15 protein-coding genes are annotated in these 17,968 nt (G+C 36.9%); 12 read left to right on the top strand and 3 right to left on the bottom strand.

Annotation, left to right across the window (positions count from 1 at the left end):
- Window positions 1-9: 9 nt before the first annotated feature.
- The 3 genes from pflA to IGI87_RS07340 all read left to right on the top strand — a co-directional run bounded on the left by pflA (window position 10) and on the right by IGI87_RS07340 (window position 2,751).
- On the top strand, window positions 10-774 hold the full coding sequence (gene pflA, locus IGI87_RS07350) for a pyruvate formate-lyase-activating protein (protein WP_438736559.1): 765 nt from the start codon (window positions 10-12) through the stop codon (window positions 772-774).
- Window positions 775-868: 94 nt separating this feature from the next.
- The gene (locus IGI87_RS07345; RefSeq protein WP_438736558.1) at window positions 869-1,795 is read left to right on the top strand and encodes a manganese-dependent inorganic pyrophosphatase; all 927 of its coding nucleotides are present in this window, start codon (window positions 869-871) and stop codon (window positions 1,793-1,795) included.
- 71 nt (window positions 1,796-1,866) lie between these two features.
- Window positions 1,867-2,751: a DUF1803 domain-containing protein gene (locus IGI87_RS07340; protein ID WP_438736557.1), complete on the top strand. Its 885-nt coding sequence runs from the start codon at window positions 1,867-1,869 to the stop codon at window positions 2,749-2,751.
- A gap of 58 nt (window positions 2,752-2,809) precedes the next feature.
- On the opposite strand, the gene IGI87_RS07335 is transcribed toward IGI87_RS07340, so the two are convergent.
- Window positions 2,810-3,361 carry a DUF2179 domain-containing protein gene (locus tag IGI87_RS07335; protein WP_002361848.1) on the bottom strand — a complete coding sequence of 184 codons (552 nt, stop codon included), beginning with the start codon at window positions 3,359-3,361 and terminating at the stop codon, window positions 2,810-2,812.
- Window positions 3,362-3,540: 179 nt separating this feature from the next.
- Here IGI87_RS07335 and cls point away from each other — a divergent pair, with 179 nt between their 5' ends.
- The 9 genes from cls (at window position 3,541) to IGI87_RS07290 (ending at window position 15,984) form a co-directional block, all read left to right on the top strand.
- Window positions 3,541-5,001, top strand: coding sequence for a cardiolipin synthase (gene cls / locus IGI87_RS07330; protein WP_002371124.1), 1,461 nt, complete (start codon window positions 3,541-3,543; stop codon window positions 4,999-5,001).
- A 282-nt stretch (window positions 5,002-5,283) separates the two neighbouring features.
- Window positions 5,284-7,164: a beta-glucoside-specific PTS transporter subunit IIABC gene (locus IGI87_RS07325; protein WP_438736556.1), complete on the top strand. Its 1,881-nt coding sequence runs from the start codon at window positions 5,284-5,286 to the stop codon at window positions 7,162-7,164.
- Complete coding sequence (locus tag IGI87_RS07320; RefSeq protein WP_438736555.1) at window positions 7,164-8,573, top strand: glycoside hydrolase family 1 protein; 1,410 nt, start codon at window positions 7,164-7,166, stop codon at window positions 8,571-8,573. The genes IGI87_RS07325 and IGI87_RS07320 overlap by 1 nt, the downstream gene beginning before the upstream one ends.
- Window positions 8,574-8,680: 107 nt before the next feature.
- A complete protein-coding gene (locus tag IGI87_RS07315; RefSeq protein ID WP_438736554.1) occupies window positions 8,681-8,842 on the top strand; it encodes a hypothetical protein in 162 nt (53 codons plus the stop codon).
- Between the two features lie 226 nt (window positions 8,843-9,068).
- Entirely contained in the window at window positions 9,069-9,926 is an 858-nt protein-coding gene (locus tag IGI87_RS07310) for a PRD domain-containing protein (protein WP_438736553.1), read from the top strand.
- 3 nt (window positions 9,927-9,929) lie between these two features.
- Window positions 9,930-11,783: a beta-glucoside-specific PTS transporter subunit IIABC gene (locus tag IGI87_RS07305; protein ID WP_438736552.1), complete on the top strand. Its 1,854-nt coding sequence runs from the start codon at window positions 9,930-9,932 to the stop codon at window positions 11,781-11,783.
- Between the two features lie 16 nt (window positions 11,784-11,799).
- Entirely contained in the window at window positions 11,800-13,221 is a 1,422-nt protein-coding gene (locus tag IGI87_RS07300) for a family 1 glycosylhydrolase (RefSeq protein ID WP_438736551.1), read from the top strand.
- A gap of 315 nt (window positions 13,222-13,536) precedes the next feature.
- Window positions 13,537-14,418: a helix-turn-helix domain-containing protein gene (locus IGI87_RS07295; RefSeq protein ID WP_162782477.1), complete on the top strand. Its 882-nt coding sequence runs from the start codon at window positions 13,537-13,539 to the stop codon at window positions 14,416-14,418.
- Between the two features lie 132 nt (window positions 14,419-14,550).
- A complete protein-coding gene (locus IGI87_RS07290; RefSeq protein ID WP_438736550.1) occupies window positions 14,551-15,984 on the top strand; it encodes a cryptochrome/photolyase family protein in 1,434 nt (477 codons plus the stop codon).
- A 368-nt stretch (window positions 15,985-16,352) separates the two neighbouring features.
- On the opposite strand, the gene IGI87_RS07285 is transcribed toward IGI87_RS07290, so the two are convergent.
- A complete protein-coding gene (locus IGI87_RS07285) occupies window positions 16,353-17,363 on the bottom strand; it encodes a hypothetical protein (protein ID WP_113794045.1) in 1,011 nt (336 codons plus the stop codon).
- A 139-nt stretch (window positions 17,364-17,502) separates the two neighbouring features.
- Window positions 17,503-17,928: an NUDIX domain-containing protein gene (locus tag IGI87_RS07280; protein WP_104854846.1), complete on the bottom strand. Its 426-nt coding sequence runs from the start codon at window positions 17,926-17,928 to the stop codon at window positions 17,503-17,505.
- Window positions 17,929-17,968: the final 40 nt, after the last annotated feature.

Here is a 17,968-nt window from a genome sequence, read left to right as displayed (position 1 = left end):
GGGATCATTATGACAATACCAGTTACAGGTAGAATTCATTCAACAGAAAATTTTGGTACCGTTGATGGCCCAGGTGTCCGTTTTATCGTATTTACACAAGGGTGTCGCATGAGATGTCAATTCTGTCATAATCCAGATACTTGGAAAATTGGTTCTGGCGGTCGTGTTGTGACGACTGACGAAGTATTAGAGGAAGCATTACGCTTTCGCTCTTATTGGGGCGAAAAAGGTGGTATCACTGTCAGTGGTGGTGAACCGCTATTGCAAATGGACTTTTTAATCGATTTATTTAAAAAAGCCAAAGCACAAGGCATTCATACAACCTTAGATACATGTGGCAAGCCTTTTACTCGGGAAGAACCCTTCATTAGTCAATTTGATGAATTGATGAAGTATACAGATTTACTCTTATTTGACATCAAACATATTGATAACGAGCAACATAAACTATTAACAACGCAATCAAATGATAATATTTTGGAAATGGCTACCTATTTATCTGAAATTGACAAACCTGTTTGGATTCGCCACGTATTGGTGCCTCAACGTAGTGATTACGACGAATATTTAATCCGTCTGGATGCCTTCATAAAAACATTAAACAATGTAGATAAAGTTGAAGTGCTTCCTTACCATACGATGGGCAAGTACAAATGGGAAGAACTAGGTATTCCTTATCCATTAGAAGGAATTGAGCCTCCTAAAAATGATCGTGTTGAAAATGCGAAAAAACTACTACATGTCGAGGACTATCAAGGTTATCTAGCACGTTAACCAACGAAAAATAGAAAAGAAGACAATTTTTTTGTTGTTTCTTTTCTATTTTTTGTTATCATTAAGAGTGAATCAAAACCAAGGAGTGTGTATTATGTCAAAAATTTTAGTTTTTGGACACCAAAATCCTGATACAGATGCTATCGGAGCAGCAATTAGTTTTGCTTACTTACAAAAAGAATTAGGAAAAGAGATAGAAGCTGTCGCTTTAGGAACACCAAGCGAAGAAACACAATATGCCTTAGATTACTTCAATATTGAAGCACCACGTGTTGTCACTGAAGCAGCTAGCGAAACAAACCAAGTCATGTTAGTGGATCATAACGAATTCCAACAAAGCATTTCAGATATCGCTGAAGTAAACATTTTAGCAGTAGTGGATCATCACCGTATTGCCAACTTCGAAACAGCAGATCCATTGTATTATCGTGCAGAACCAGTAGGGTGTACCAGTACAATCATCTATAAAATGTTTAAAGAAAATAACGTGACAATTCCAGCGCAAATTGCTGGTATGATGGTCTCAGCGATTATTTCTGATACATTATTATTTAAATCACCCACTTGTACACAAGAAGACATCGATGCAGCGCACGCCCTAGCTGATATTGCTGAAATTAATTTAGAAGGCTATGGTCTTGACTTATTAAAAGCGGGGACAAATTTAAGCGATAAATCAGCTGAAGTCCTTTTAGATTTAGATGCTAAAAGCTTCCCAATGAACGGCAAAACAGTTCGCGTTGCCCAAGTAAATACCGTCGATTTAGCAGAAGTTTTAGATCGTCAAGCTGAATTAGAAGCAGCTATGGCCGCAGAAAATGCAGCCAATAATTATGACTTGTTTGTCTTAATTATTACGAATATCCTAGACAGTGATTCTGAATTATTAGTGATTGGGGCGGAACAAGCCAAAATTGAAGCAGCATTCAATGTAACATTAGTTAACAATCGTGCGTTCTTACCAGGCGTTGTTTCTCGTAAAAAACAAGTAGTACCACAATTAACAGAAGTCTTTAACTAAAACCGTAAGCGCCTAAGCAACGCGATAAATTCCTTGTTGCTTAGGCGCTTCAATAGTAAAGGGGCGTTAACATGAATGATTTAGCAATTTACTATCATTCTCCGCAACAAACGAAACAATACAATCATTTGCTCAACCAATCACTTTTTTTCCCTCTTGTTACTTTTATGTATGAACATCGGGAAGAAAGAATCATTTTAAGACAATTAAAAGCGGCCTTTGCAACAGAAGCCAAGTTAGAACAATTTTTATCAGAAATGATTGATTGTCAGTTAATCATTCGGGAAAATCGTCAATATCGTTTGAATTTTCCTATTTATACGGCAGCTGAAGTTGCGAGTTTGACCATGGCTGAAGACGAACTTCCTAAGTTTAAAGGAACTGTAACAGAGCAATTATTTTGGCTAGCTGAATCTTTTTGGCCACAAGTGTTTCCAGAAGAGGAAGACTATTTTTTTGGCGTGAGCGGTGGCCCCTCATTTTATCAAAAACAAAAATTGGCCTCGGCACAACTATCTATAATTACGCTTGAAAAAGAAAAGACAGAGGTTCCAACAATGCCTCGTTATTTTGATTATTTGGGCAAAGAGGAAGCCTTGCCAGAAGCCTTCAGCGCTTTATATGACTTGCTAGGGGACGTAAATCCTGAATACTATCTTTCGCAAGCGAGAAGAGTCATTAAACAAGCTCTGCGAGGCCGCAAAGTCAGTACTGTGCCTAATATTTTTCAAGAAAGTTTGCACTTGACCCAAGTGATTACGATTGACCAGGACCACTTAAAACTCCTTTTACCAGTAGCAACGGAACAAGCCGAGCCTTTAGAAGCACAGTCGGATATTCTAGCATTTTATTATGAAAAAATTGCTAACCGGTCAGCCATCGAACACATAGTTTTTATGCAACAATTGTTTGAGCAACTAGGTATGAACTCTCTAAGTTATCTTAGAATAAATTAAAGTTACGATAATTTTATTATGTAAACTAGAAATCAATAAAAAGAAATGACGCCCTTTCTTAGTGAGAAATGGCGTCATTTCTTTTGCGAACTTTTTTCGTCCAAAAACCACCAGAAATGAACTTAGGCTCATAGGAGATGATAAATGCTCTCGGCTCTAATTGATTGATTAATTTATACAATGTACGTTCGTTTTTTCTTGGGGAAAGGATTTCTAAAACCATTCGCTCTCCTTCGCGTCCGTAGGCGACACTTTGCGTAACACCATAGCCGTGTTCACGAAGTGTTTCTGGTAAATGAAATTGTTCAGTAGTAGAAGGTAGGATAACCGATACCATAATATAACCCAAGGCCAGATAGTCTTCGATTTTGATTCCTACACTAATGCCAACAGCGTAACCAAGCGCATAGACAAGTAAATTTAACGGATTATCTAAACGATTCAGAACCATACTTAGTCCTAAGACATAGATTGTTATTTCAGCCATACTAACGAGGGGTGCAATGACTCGATAGCCTTTCATTGTTAGCATAAAACGAATAGTGTTTAAGGTAATATACGCAAAATTAATGATAAAAATCATGGCTAACATTTTTAAATCAACGACCATAAATAAGTACCTCTTTTCAAAATCTTTACATCTAGCCCTCATTATAGTACAGAAAAACTGAGAATCAAAGGCGAAACACTTATAGAAATAAATTCTTTTTTGAATACTCGCTCATATCATTCGCCTAATTTAACTGTTATTTGATATAATCTTAGTATGAAGTCAGAAGGAGGTAAGCAATGAAAATTTTTGTTTGGATTTTGTTATTTTTATTAGTAATTAACGTTATTGCTGCCTTAATTACTGTTTTTAGAAAACCCCGTAGCATCTCCAGCGTTTTAGCTTGGATGATGACGTTGATTTTCTTGCCTGGTATCGGATTTATTATTTACTTATTCTGTGGGCGGGGTATCGATGGACAAGAAGTTTTTAAATTGTCTGATGATGAAAAACAAATGGTTCAACGAATCAAAGAAAAAGTGGACGTTGATAACAAAAAAGCCGGGCGCGATAAACGTTATGATTTGCTTTATGATGCGAAAGTTTTAAATCGTTATTTCCGGAATATGGACGCATCACCGCTGGCCAAAAGAAATAGCTTGCAATTATTTACAGATGGCCAAGAAAAATTCCAAGCATTATTTGAAGATATTCGTGCAGCGAAAGAAACCGTTCACGTCGAATATTATGCGTTTTTTAATGACACGATTGGCAATCAGTTTTTAGATGTATTAATCGAAAAGTTGCATGAAGGCGTGGAAGTTTACTTAATTTACGATCCTTGGGGTTCACCCGGGGCAAATAAAAAGTTTTTTGCACGTTACGTTGATGCTGGAGGAAAAGTAGCTCCCTTTATTACTTCTCGCGATATGATCCGGAAAACACGTCTAAACTATCACTTGCATCGAAAAATTGTTGTCATCGATGGGAAAATTGGCTGGACTGGCGGGTTCAATGTTGGGGATCAATATTTGAATGTCACCGAAAAATTTGGTTACTGGCGAGATACCCATATTCGTTTGGTCGGGACGGCCGTCTTTTCATTGCAAGAGATATTTATCATGGATTGGAATGCTTCAGTCAAATATCCTGAAGAACGTATGACGTATCATGAAAAATATTTTAAATTACCAGAAGATCATGAAGTGGAACATTTGTCCTTACAAGTTGTTTCAGATGGTCCTGATTCAGAAGAAGAAATTTTGAAAAGCGGGTTCGTTCGGATGATTTTCTCTGCAGAAAAGAGCGTCTGGATTCAAACACCGTATTTAATCCCTGACGATAGTATGATTAATGCGTTGTTAGTGGCGGTTCGTTCGGGTGTCGACGTGCGAATTATGATTCCTTGCATGCCTGACCATCCCTTTATTTACCGCGCGACACAATATTACGCAAATTACTTACACAAACGTGGCATTAAAATTTATATCTATGATAGTGGGTTTATTCATGCAAAAACAATGGTGATTGATGATGAATTAGCTATGGTGGGGACAACAAACCAAGATATTCGCAGTTATTCATTGAATTTTGAGGTAAGTACGTTTATTTACAATCCCGACATTGCGTGGATGTTAGCGCAAGTCTTTGAAGAAGATATAGAAAAAAGTGTCTTACTAACCGACGAAATAATTAAAAAACAAGGGTACTGGCTACGCTTCAAGCAAAACTTTTCACGCTTATTGTCCCCAGTCTTGTAATCAAATAAATCAGCAGTGAATGTAGTAAACTACTATTTTCACTGCTGATTTTAGTAACAAAACACTGAAGTGATCTACCTAATTCATTGATAATCCCTCTAAATAATGGTAAATTAAAAATAAATTCAATCAGCTATTCTATCGTGAGAAACATAGTTATTACGTAGATCAGATCAAGGGGACATTCACGACGAGCAAATATTGAGTGTGTTTGCTGAAACGTGCATGTGTGATTTGGTCTTTTTTATTGAGCTGTTATTTTATAGATAAGGAGTGGTCACCATGGACTACCAAGCAATAGCAAAAGAAATTTTGAAAGACGTAGGTGGCAAAGACAATATCGTGGATGTCACACATTGTTATACACGATTGCGTTTCGTATTGAAAGACACGAAACAAGCGAACAAAGAAGCTTTACTACAAACAGAAGGTGTCATTTCTGTTGTTGAAAGTGGCGGTCAGTATCAAGTGGTTTTAGGCAATAAAGTCGCGCATGTCTACAATGCTCTGGAACCTTTGTTAGCTCAGCAACTTACGACCAAAACATCCACAAAAGAAAAAAATTCATTAGGCAATCGAATTTTAAATACTGTTGCTGCAATTTTCACGCCTGTCGTACCAGCAATTGCCGCTTCTGGCATGTTAAAAGGAATTCTAGCGATTGCTGTGATGGTCGCGAACAATTTTTACCAAGTCGATTTAAAACCTTTGAATACGTATATTATTTTAAGCGCCGCTTCCGATGCACTTTTTTATTTTATGCCAGTTATTTTAGGTTATTCAGCTGCCAAGGTTTTCAAAACAAACGAATATATCGCCATGGTAATTGGTGCTACCTTATGTTATCCGACCATCGTTTCATTAATGACTGAAAAATCAGCGGTTACCTTGTTTGGATTACATGTGACCAAAGCCAATTATGTTTCCACGGTAATTCCAATTATTCTTGCAATTTTTATGTTAGCTTATGTGCAACGCTTTTTGGAAAAAGTTATTCCAGAAGTTCTAAAAATCATTATGGTTCCTACGCTGTCATTACTTTTAATGATTCCAGCCACTTTATTATTATTTGGACCAATAGGGATTTATTTAGGTGACGGCGTGAATTGGTTGTATTATTATATAATGAATTTTAGTCCCATCTTGTTAGGCGGTTTTATCGGCGGAATTTGGTGTGTCTTAGTCATTTTTGGGGCTCACCGTGGGCTTGTGCCAATTGGGATTAATGATGTCGCTCGAACAGGACGGCAAAATTTGCTAGCGTTTGCTGGTGCAGCGAACTTTTCTCAAGCGGGCGCCGCATTTGGCGTGTTTGTCCGCACAAAAAATAAAGGCTTGAAAGCCGTTGCTGCCTCTGCAACAGTGACTGCGTTATTTGGTATCACAGAACCGGCCATTTATGGTGCAAACTTGCGGCTAAAAAAACCGATGATTTATGCGGTGGCTAGCGGAGCAGCGGGTGGGGCCTTAATGGGCTGGGGCGGCTCCTACGGGACAGCCTTCGCTAATCAAGGACTCTTGACCATCCCGGTTTACGCAGAAGCAGGGACCAAAGCCTTTATTTGTTACTTATTAGGTTGTGGCATTGCTTTTTTTGGTGCATTTCTATTAACGATTTTTCTAGGCTTTAATGATTTACCGCTTGACGAGTCACGTCAAGAACCAGTCCTAAAGACAGAGACAGGGACAGTCAAAGAAAAGCAACGGATTCAAGCACCGGTTCAAGGACAACTCGTATCTTTAGACCAAATCAACGATGAAGTTTTTGCTTCTCAACAAATGGGAAAAACGCTGGCTATTGATCCGAAAGATGAACAAATTGTTTCACCAGGAAATGGGCAAGTGACGGCTTTATATCCAACTCATCATGCAATTGGTTTAAAGTTAGACAATGGCGCTGAAATCCTCCTTCACATTGGAATCAATACAGTCGAATTAAAGGGGCGGGGATTTGAAACGTTCGTAAAAGCAGGAGAACGGGTCAGACTAGGACAAAAACTGCTCTCTTTTGATAAACAAATCATCCAAGCTGCTGGTTATGATCCAACCGTCTTAGTCATCGTAACAAATACTGCGGAAATGACTATAATTGAGACAACCAAACAAACAGAGATTACACCACAAACAAATTTATTTTTCATGCAAGTAAAGGAGCAAAACTAATGATCAAACAATTTAAAAACGATTTTTTATGGGGGGCTTCTTCCTCCGCTTTTCAAATTGAAGGCGCTTGGAATGAGGACGGCAAAGGCCTAACAGTCGCTGATTACAATTCTTTTAAAAAGTCAACTGTTCAAGCAGATACAAAAGTCGCCAGCGATTTTTACCATCGTTTCAAAGAGGACATTGCATTAATGAAAGAATTAGGCTTAAAAACGTATCGTTTTTCTCTTTCATGGGCACGAATCATTCCGACAGGTGATGGCGAAATTAATCAAGCCGGCATCGATTTTTATAATGCTGTCATTGATACACTTTTAGAAAACGATATTTTGCCGTTTATCACACTGTATCATTTTGATTTACCTTTTGCGTTGGTGGAAAAATACAATGGCTGGGCGGATCGTCGCTGCGTTTCTGCATTTCAACGCTATGCGCAAGTCTGTTATCAAGCGTTTGGTGATCGAGTCAAAAATTGGCAAGTTACAAACGAACAAAACTTAATGATTCGTGTCAATGAACGAATGAATATGTACGATGTTGCACCAGAAAATGCTGAAAAAATTCGTGCACAAATGGATTACCATATGTTTGTTGCCCATGCGTTAGCTACGAATGATTGTCACCAATTGGTTGCTGGGGGAAAAGTCGGTCCCTCTGTTTCCTCAACGATGACTTATCCTAGTTCCAATCAGCCTGAAGATGTTTGGGCGGCTCGTATGAATGATAACTTTAAAACGAATTACGCTCTAGAAATGTATTGTTTTGGCGAATACCCTGGTTACTATCAAGAGTATTTAACCAAATGCGGTATTTATCCCGAAACACAGCCAGAAGATCAAGCTATTTTGAAAGCCGCTAAACCAGATTTTATCGCCCTTAACTATTATCGGACGTTAGTCGCTAGCTATTTACCGACAGATGAGCAACACCCATTGGGTACGAAAGAAAAGGATATTGATTTTGATCTATACGGTTATTTTAAAATCGAAAAAAATCGACATCTAAAAACCTCTAAGTACGGTGCCCAAATTGATCCAACTGGTCTACGTTTAGTTTTAAATGATTATTATCGTCAATACCGTTTGCCTTTAATCATTACAGAAAACGGCTTAGGCACACCAGATCACCTAACAGAAGACGGAATAGTTCATGATGACTATCGAATTGCGTATTTACATGACCATATTGCTGCTTGTCATGCGGCCATTTCTGACGGTGTTGAGTTGTTTGGCTATTGCCCGTGGTCGGTCATGGATATTTTAAGTTCCCATCAAGGATTCAAAAAACGCTACGGTTTTATTTACGTTAATCGTGAAGACCATGAGTTAAAAGATTTACGACGTATTAAAAAAGATAGTTTTTATTGGTACCAATCAGTGATTAAAAATAACGGTTTACCAGAAGAATAATGACCAAAAAGGATCATCCGTTGGCATAAGCGGGTGATCCTTTTGTTTCCAAGTTTTGTCGTTCCGTGTTAGGCTTACTAATAAACCCGTTAAAGGTGGTGAGAGAGATGAATAATTACGATTTATGGAAATGGGTTGCAGGTAAACGAACCGAAAAAAATAAAAATGAAACCTATAGCGCCAAAAATTGGTGGTATGTTTTACTAATGTTCGGTGTATTTGTAGGGATCATGTTGTTGTATTATTTAATCTCTGTGCTTTGGAATTAAGGGGAATTGATAAAACAGACAAAAAGATGTTGTAATTTCGAGTAAAAATTGTTACTATAAGGATAAGAAGAAAACGATTGCAACAAGGGGTTGCAAGAAAAGAGTATGTCACTGGTTCGACCAGGCAGAACTCAACAGACAACTGTTATAAATCTTTACATGGGTTAAGGATGACAGTTTGTTTGTTGAGTTTTTTTCGCGGTTTTTTATAGGAAGAAGGGGTTATATGAAAGTCAAACAAATACTAAATAACAATGTAGCGATTTTAACAAAAGGAACCAATGAGGTAATCGTCTATTCTAAAGGAATTGCTTTTCGAAAAAAAGTAGGCCAATCAGTTTCTAAAGAAGAAGTAGACAAAGTCTTTGTGTTAGACTCGGCAGATGTTTTAGAGCATTTTAGTTATTTGTTAGCGAATACAGAAGAATCATTATTTGAAATTGTTCGTAGCATTATTTTACGAGCGGAGGAACTTTTTCAAAAAAAAGCAACTGATTACCTGTATTTAACGCTTTTAGATCATATTGATTACGCCCTGAAACGTGGTAAGAAAGGCCAATATATTTCCAATCCTCTTCTTTGGGAAGTACGGCGCTATTATCCGAAGTCCTATCAATTAGGAGTAGGAGTAGTGGAACGATTAAACAAAGAATACAACGTTTCATTTCCAGAAGACGAAGCAGCCTCAATTGCGCTACATTTAGTAAATATCCAAGAAGCTGTTCAAAACAGCCAAGAGAATGAAAAAGTCACAGAAATTATGAAAGATATTGTGTCCATCGTTCAATACCATCTTGGTACACCAATCAACCATGAATCCATTAATTACACGCGTTTTATGCAGCATTTACAATACTTCGTCCAACGGATTTTAACCAATGATACGTATAGTGAAAACGATTCTGAGTTATATCAACAAATTTCACAGCTCTACCCAGAAGCTTATGGTGCGGTGAAAAAAATCGAATTGTATGTCATTGGCACTTTTGAAAAACTGATTTCTGAAGATGAAAAAACATACTTAATGATGCACATTCACCGCATGACTGAACGAACAGAAAAGCGAAAAGAAAGCGATGTGTAGAAAATGAAATACGAAACATTTTTAAAAGAATTAATTGCCTTAGTTGGCGGGCCAGCAAATATTGATAGTGTGGCACATTGTGTCACGCGCTTGAGATTTCAATTAAAAGATCGTAGTAAAGCCAAAACAGCCGAAATCCAAGAAATGAAACAGGTGATTGACGTTATCGATAATAATGTGGCTTATCAGGTAGTTGTTGGCACACAAGTGAAAGATATTTATCAAGAATTATTACCGATGTTAGGAATAGGGGAAATAACTACAGACGCACCAAAGAAAAAGACTAATCCATTTAAAGCAATTGTCGATGTCGTGAGTGAAACAATGACACCCTTAATTGAACCGATTTTTGTTGCAGGGATTTTGGCAGGCTTTTTATCATTATTTAAATTACTTGGAATTATCCAAGAAGACAGCTCAACGTTTATTGTGTTAAACACAATTAGTACCGCTGCTTTTCAATTTTTACCAGTATTTATTGCAGCATCGGCAGCTAAACGTCTCAAAGCAAGTCCCTATTTAGCCGTTTTGTTAGCAGTTACGTTGTTATCTGATTCAATTGATGGCGTCAAAGGTCTGAGTATTTTTGGCTTAGGACTACCACAAATCACGTATTCAAACAGTTTTGTGCCAATCTTTTTAGGTGTTTGGTTTATGGGAATTTTAACTGAACGCTTTAAAAAATGGATACCTGATGCTTTGCAATATTTTTTAAATCCATTACTAATTATGCTGATTACCTTACCAGTAACATTATTGATTTTTGGACCATTAGGTACATGGATTGGCGATGCATTGTTCTTCGTTTGTGATATTTTACAAAATACTGTTGGTTCATGGGCTGTAACAGCCTTGTATGCCGCTTGCCAACCATTCTTAATTTTATTGGGTGCTGGTAATTTTGTTATGCCTGTTATTATGCAAATGTTAAGTGAGCAAGGTTATGATAGCATCTTTTTACATGCTTCAACAATTTCAGATATTGCTGTTGCGGGAGCCATGTTTGGTTACTTTTTGCGTGCTCGTCAAGCAAAACAACGTGAATTGTTTGGCTCAGTTAGTTTTACTGCATTGATGGGAGTGACGGAACCTGCTGTCTATGGTGTATTCGTAAAATTCCGTCGGCCATTTATCGCTGTAATGATTGGCGGTGGTTTAGGAGGCCTAATTGCTGGACTGCTGAAAGTCAAAACTTATGGCTATGTGTGGGGCCTAACTAGTTTACCTTCTTATTTAGGTAAAACAAATGATACGAAGAACTTTATGGCTATGCTAATCGCAGTAATTGTCGGTTTTGTTGGTGCAGCGGTTGCTTCGTTTATCCTAGGGATTCCATCAGAAGAAAATGAACAACCTAAAGAAACAAAGACGAACAAAACAACACAAAAAGAACGACTACTAACCAAAAATCCTGTTTTTGCAGCAATGAAAGGAACCGTCATCCCTCTAAGTGAAGTAGAAGATGCGGCTTTTTCAACAGAAGCATTAGGTAAAGGTGTTGGAATCGTTCCAACTGATACCGAAGTGGTTGCACCTTTTTCTGGCGAGGTTGTTTCGGTTTTCCCGACAAAGCATGCCATCGGACTTAAAAATGCAGACGGTGTAGAACTATTGATTCATATCGGTATTGATACTGTTTCTTTAAATGGTAAAGGTTTCACTGTCCATGTGACAGAAGGCGAGCACGTTCAACAAGGACAATCATTAGTCACCGTTGATTTTGATTACATTCGCCAACAGGGACTTTCAGATACTGTTATTTGTGTAATTACCAATACGAATGAATTTTTAGATGTTATCGGAACGACAGGAGAATGTACTTCGTATGATCAAGAAATGCTAAATATCGTGGTATAAAAAGGAGACACTTATCATGAAAAAAGAAAAATTTTTATGGGGCGGCAGTATCGCCGCTCATCAATTAGAAGGCGCTTATCAAGAAGGCGGCAAAGGCTTAGCAATCATGGATCTGGTTACGGTGGGTGCCGTAGATCAGCCGCGAGAAATCACCCAGACCATTGAGGCAGACAAGTATTATCCTTCGCATACTGGCATTGATTTTTACCATCGCTATCGGGAAGATATCGCCTTATTTGCAGAAATGGGTTTTACGTCACTCCGTATTTCCATCGATTGGTCACGAATTTTTCCAAAAGGAGATGAAGCCGAACCGAATGAAGAAGGGTTGTTTTTCTATCATCAAATCATTGATGAATTACTCAGTCAGGGAATCGAACCAATTGTCACTTTGTATCATTTTGAAATGCCAGTTCATTTAGTCAAACAATATGGTTCATGGAAAAATCGGAAAGTTATTGATTATTATTTGCATTACTGTCAGACTGTTTTTGAAGCGTTTAAAGAGAAGGTTACTTATTGGTCTACTTTTAACGAAATGAATCATCTTGATCCCTCGTCAAACGCTTCTGAACCTTTCACCTATATTTTGACAGGTTTAGAATACGATAAAATCCAAAATCGACCACAAGTGTTAGCTGAAATTGGCTATAATATGACACTTGCCGGAGTTAAAGCCGTTCAATTAGGCCATGCAATTAATCCTGATTTCCAAATTGGTTGTGTTTTTGGGTTGACACCAGCCTATGCGAAAGATTGCCATCCAACGAATGCGTTAAACTCATTAAAACAAACAACTCGTGATTTTTATCAGATAGATGCAATGTGCAATGGAGCCTTTCCACTTTATAAACAAAAGGAATACAAGAAACTTGGACTCCACATTACTATTTCGCCCGAAGATCAGCAAGCATTTTCTGAAGGTAAAATTGATTGGATTGGTTTAAACTATTATGCTAGCGAAGTTGCGAAATTTGAAGGAGACGACGACGCTGAAGGTTCTCTATGGGGTGGCACTCAAAATCCTCACTTGGAAGTTTCTAAATGGGGTTGGGCAATAGATCCTATGGGTATTCGTTATTTATTAAATATGCTTTACCAACGTTATGGGTTACCAATTATGATAACGGAAAATGGCTTAGGAGCTGTTGATGTTTTTGAAGATGGAACTGTGCACGACACCTATCGTATTCATTATTTGCAACAACATATTGAGCAAGTCCAAAAAGCCATGACAGAAGATTTTATTGAGGTAATTGGTTATTTAACTTGGGCACCGATTGATTTAGTCAGTGCCACAACAGGTGAAATGAAAAAACGTTATGGCTTTATTTACGTGGATAAACATGACGATGGTACAGGAACATTAGACCGTTATCGGAAAGATTCTTTTTATTGGTATCAACAATTAATTAGAGATTATCCGCAAGGTTGTTAAAAAGAAGAAACAAATCATTTTAAACCTAAATATATCTAACTAAACAAAAGAACAGCAAGAAGTAGTTATCGCTTCTTGCTGTTCTTTTTCTTAATAAAAAACAAATGATTTCCTGTTGTATTTGTCTGTTCATTTGTAGTATGATTGAGTCAGTTTTAAAGGAAACATGCCAAGTATGGAAGACCATACTTGACACGCATTGACTAATTAAACATGGGGAACGTTGCCATAAGTTGATGTTCCAGTCAATAATGCAAGTAAATCAAACATAGCATGTACCTCCTTTAATTGATAATCAAAGTATAACATCTTTTAATGAATTTACATAATAATACAAGTGGAGGTCTGTTCGTGAAGGTAGCAGGAGACAAAATAAAACAAGCGAGAAAACTTAAAAAAATCACACAAACAGAGCTGGCTAATGGCATCTGTACACAAGCAACAATTAGTAATATTGAAAATCGTAATCTATGTGACAGTTTAGATATTTTCTCATCTATTTGCCTCCGATTAGATTTAGAAGTAGAAGAATGCATGATGATTTCTGAAGAAAAGAAAATTGAAAATCTACTAAACAAAATTGAGGATTTATCTTTACGCTTATTTCACTTAGAGGCCTACAATTTATTACAAGAAGTGCCTGAAGGTCTTATGTTATCTAATAATGAACTAACGACTAAATTGTTATATTATAAGGGGATTACTTGTTTATTAGGAAAAAAAGATAAAGCAGAGGCCTTGTTTTATCTATACCGCGGGGCGGAAATTGACCGTAAAGTCAATATTTACAACATTTTAAGCCTGAATGCGCTAGGTACGCTATATGAACTGGAAAAAGATATGAGAAAAGCGCAAGTCTATTACGAAAAATCATTACAAGAATTGGAAGATTTTAAATTAGAATGTTCCTTAGAGCGTTGTAGAATTTATTATAATTCTGCTAAATTCTACTCGGAAATAAAAGACTACCAAAAAAGTGTCATTTTAAGCGAAAAAGGGATTCAGATTTGTCGGGATAAACACTCCATTTATTTGCTAGATTATCTTTTATATGAAAAAGCCTTTAACAAACAAATGCTCGGGGAAGACACAGCCGATGACTATCGCCAAGCCTATTATTTTACGCAATTTTTTGGCAATACAGAAGTCCTGCAATATATTGAGAAAGATATGAAAGCTTTTAATATTTCCTATTAATTTTAAGCAAAAAGCCGATAAAAGCTGAAAACTCAGTTTTTATCGGCTTTTTGAAAGTCTAGGCAAGTTGCTTTTAAAAATCAGTACTCACGGTTACGATAAGCAAGACGAAGTATTTAGGAGGATTTAAAAATGAAAACAGTAATGTGGTTTAGACGTGATTTACGATTACAGGATAATAAAGCATTAGCACATGCGTTACGAAATTCTGCAACTGATGAATTGATTTTATTATTCCAAATGAATCCTCAACAATTTATTCAAGAAAGTGCTAATCATAACGCTTTTTTTGCAAGTTTAGCCTCGTTTAAAGAACGAATCGATCAAGAGGCACATTTACAAATCATGGTCGGTGAACCGTTAGATTTATTTTCACGTTTGAAACGCAAATTACCCGATTGGCAAGCTATTTATTTTAATGAAGATACTTGTGGCTTTGGGGCAAAGCGGGACCAGCAAGCTATGCGCTTTTTTGAAGAAAATAATATTCAGTCTTTCTCTTTTCAAGATGCCTATTTGCATGGCTCTGAAGAAATTAAGAAGAACGATGGCAGCCAGTACCAAGTGTTTACGCCCTATTACAATAAATGGAAAGAGGCGCCTAAAGAAACACCGATTCCTGTGTTCTATACAGCTGAAAAAATTTTTAGTGCGTGCCTTTTTCCAGAAGAGGAAGCAATATATCATGAGCAGATTGCGAGGATTCCTTTAACACACTATAGTGTCGGCGAAGAAACGGCCAGAAGGCGCTTAAATACTTTTATTGATCAAAAACTTCAGTCCTATGAAAATAAGCGTGATTTTCCTTACCAGGATCAAACGAGTCATCTGTCTACTTTTTTAAGAACGGGAGAACTTTCGATTCGCACCATTTGGCAAGAACTTGCATCTGCACCACCTAGTTTAAGTAAAGAAACCTTCAAAAAAGAATTAGCTTGGCGCGACTTTTACAATATGATCTATAGTACGTTTCCACACCAAAAAGAGGAAGCTATTCAAGAAAAATTTCGTTATATTCAATGGGTAAATGATCCAGAGATGTTTGTCAAGTGGCAAAAAGGGGAGACTGGCTACCCTATAATTGATGCCGCAATGCGGCAGTTGAATCAAACTGGTTGGATGCACAACCGCTTGAGAATGATTACTGCCTCTTTTTTGGTTAAAAATTTACACATCGATTGGCGTTGGGGTGAAAAATACTTTCAAAAAATGTTGATTGACTATGATGCGGCCAATAATATTGGTGGCTGGCAATGGGCTGCTTCAACAGGAACGGACGCTGTCCCGTATTTTCGGATTTTTAATCCAATTATCCAATCAAAGAAATTTGATAATGACGGCCAGTTCATCAAAAAATATGTCCCAGAACTTAAACAAGTGCCACAAAAGTATATTCATCAACCAGATCTAATGAACGAAGCCTTACAAACGCAATATCATGTTCATTTAGGAGAAAATTATCCAAAACCCATTGTCGATTATGCATTAAGTAAAAAACAAACATTGTTTCTATATGAAGCGAGCAAAGAAATTCATCAAGAAATGAACAATACAACGTTTAAATAAACAGTAAACCCAACTAGCTCAGCAAACTAGTGTTGCGGTTAGTTGGGTGAATTGATTAGCCGAAAGAGAAGTGACAAGTTATCGGCTAAAGTTTTTCATTTTATTCTAGTTAACATAATATACATTATACAAAGTAGAGTAAAAAGCATTGAAAAGCAAACAAAACCAGTCTTTAATTTATCTAGACTGATTTTGTCATTTACGTTATAAAAAATTATGTTTGTTAATTAAATTTTCTTTGATTTTTTGCTGCAGTTTTTTATTCAAAAAAAAACTAGCATAATTTAGGCAGCAAGTTATACAAAGCATTCATACGCTAGGTCTTTCGTTACTTTTTTTGAGCGGCCGTTTTTATTGGTCATTCATCGTTATTGATTAATTGCAACAGTCGTGTCTTCAGTTGATAGACCTGTCATAGAGGTGCTATCGGAAAATATTTTTTCAACTTCTTGTTCTGATAAAATATTTTCTTTCTTAGGCATTGAAATCGTCGCTTTTTTGGCTTTTTGTGTAATGCTAATTTTACTAGATAATGATTCAAGTCCCATGTCAACGTTCTTGTCTTGTTGCGGTTTCACATTAATCAACATATTTGTTTTATTTTCTTTTGTATTAACAGAAACTTTAGCAGAAACATCTTTGACTTTTTCGAAAGGATCTTGTTCTTTACCTTTCTCAGATGTTTCTGTCGTAATTTTGATTAACTTTTGTAATTCTTTTTTTGTAAACGTATGGGTAATGGTGTCCCCTTTTTTCTCGAACGTATCCTTGTCTAATCCTTCTAAAAACTCTTTGTATTCCTTAGCAGACTGTTTTCGTTCTTTTTCCGATTCTTGATACTCTTTGATTGTATCTTGCCATTCTTTCGTACTTTCCTCGTTCATGGCTAAAAGATCAATGTATTTTCCTTTTAGTTTTTCTGTATCTAACTGAGAACTGTCAATAGCACCGTCAGTCATTGAGTCTGCGACAGCGACAATATATTCCATCATATCTGTTGCTAAATAGAGTTTTGGCTCTTTGCCCTCGTTATCTAATGATCCAATCAATGAAATCGGTACATCCATGCCCATCGCTTTTAATTTCATCTCTAAGCTGAATGCTTTTTCTTTTTTGGCATCTACTTGAATCTTCCCAGAAAGCGATGCGTCTTTGATTTGCGTGATGAGCATCCCAATCATAGGATTCGTTTGTGCACCATCTTCTTGTGAAAATTTCATGTCACTAATTGACATAGAGAAATCCCAAACCCCAGATTCTTGTGCGTTTTGATTGCCAATCCCTTGAATGAACTCGTCTTTCGCACTTTTGCCACAGCCTGTCAGTAACAAAGCTGAACAGAAAACGCCTGCGATAATCCCCACTTTTCTTTTTAACACACTTTTTCCCCCTCATTATATAAAAAATTAATTCCCTTTTATTAAGAATAGCAAACATTGCTTATAAATAGCAATGTTTAATTTTAGATTTCCTCTCTTTTAATAAGTGGGATTGATTTAATCTTTTAGGTTTGAATCATTAAGCTGTATTATTTTTAAAATAAAATTGCTTTTCGCCAAAAAATACTGGGAAAAGTTCTGCTAAACTGCCAGCTAAAGGACCTTCTCGCAATTCTTTTTCAGTGACCCAAAACAAGGGTTGTTCCGTTTCTTCTGGTAGTTCATCCGCTGTTTCTGCAATGAATAATGTGGCTAATTCGCGGGCACCCGAACAATCATTCAGCCATTCTGCAACACCTACTAATTGTGGCTTCAGCACTAATCCTGTTTCTTCAAGGAGTTCGCGAACTATGGCTGTTTCCATGCCCTCGTTTTTTTCAACATGTCCGCCAGGGAACGTCCAACCAGGCCAATCCTTTTTTTGTCGTTCTTGCACAAGAATTTCGTTTTTCTGATTTCTAATCATACATAATGTTGTTAATTCCACTTCAAAATTCCGATTCATTTGGCACCTCATCATTTTTTTCCTTTGTTAAGGTTACGAT

The sequence above is a fragment of the Enterococcus sp. DIV1444a genome (genome assembly GCF_051712125.1).
Classification (GTDB): Bacteria; Bacillota; Bacilli; order Lactobacillales; family Enterococcaceae; genus Enterococcus; species Enterococcus faecalis.
The sequence above is the reverse complement of the archived record's forward strand: the minus strand, read 5'-3'. Positions and strand labels throughout refer to the sequence as shown.

Coding starts and splice junctions, on each gene's coding strand:
- pflA (WP_438736559.1), top strand. CDS start 10: ATGACAATACCAGTTACAGGTAGAATTCATTCAACAGAAAATTTTGGT.
- IGI87_RS07345 (WP_438736558.1), top strand. CDS start 869: ATGTCAAAAATTTTAGTTTTTGGACACCAAAATCCTGATACAGATGCT.
- IGI87_RS07340 (WP_438736557.1), top strand. CDS start 1,867: ATGAATGATTTAGCAATTTACTATCATTCTCCGCAACAAACGAAACAA.
- IGI87_RS07335 (WP_002361848.1), bottom strand. CDS start 3,361: ATGGTCGTTGATTTAAAAATGTTAGCCATGATTTTTATCATTAATTTT.
- cls (WP_002371124.1), top strand. CDS start 3,541: ATGAAAATTTTTGTTTGGATTTTGTTATTTTTATTAGTAATTAACGTT.
- IGI87_RS07325 (WP_438736556.1), top strand. CDS start 5,284: ATGGACTACCAAGCAATAGCAAAAGAAATTTTGAAAGACGTAGGTGGC.
- IGI87_RS07320 (WP_438736555.1), top strand. CDS start 7,164: ATGATCAAACAATTTAAAAACGATTTTTTATGGGGGGCTTCTTCCTCC.
- IGI87_RS07315 (WP_438736554.1), top strand. CDS start 8,681: ATGAATAATTACGATTTATGGAAATGGGTTGCAGGTAAACGAACCGAA.
- IGI87_RS07310 (WP_438736553.1), top strand. CDS start 9,069: ATGAAAGTCAAACAAATACTAAATAACAATGTAGCGATTTTAACAAAA.
- IGI87_RS07305 (WP_438736552.1), top strand. CDS start 9,930: ATGAAATACGAAACATTTTTAAAAGAATTAATTGCCTTAGTTGGCGGG.
- IGI87_RS07300 (WP_438736551.1), top strand. CDS start 11,800: ATGAAAAAAGAAAAATTTTTATGGGGCGGCAGTATCGCCGCTCATCAA.
- IGI87_RS07295 (WP_162782477.1), top strand. CDS start 13,537: ATGAATTTACATAATAATACAAGTGGAGGTCTGTTCGTGAAGGTAGCA.
- IGI87_RS07290 (WP_438736550.1), top strand. CDS start 14,551: ATGAAAACAGTAATGTGGTTTAGACGTGATTTACGATTACAGGATAAT.
- IGI87_RS07280 (WP_104854846.1), bottom strand. CDS start 17,928: ATGAATCGGAATTTTGAAGTGGAATTAACAACATTATGTATGATTAGA.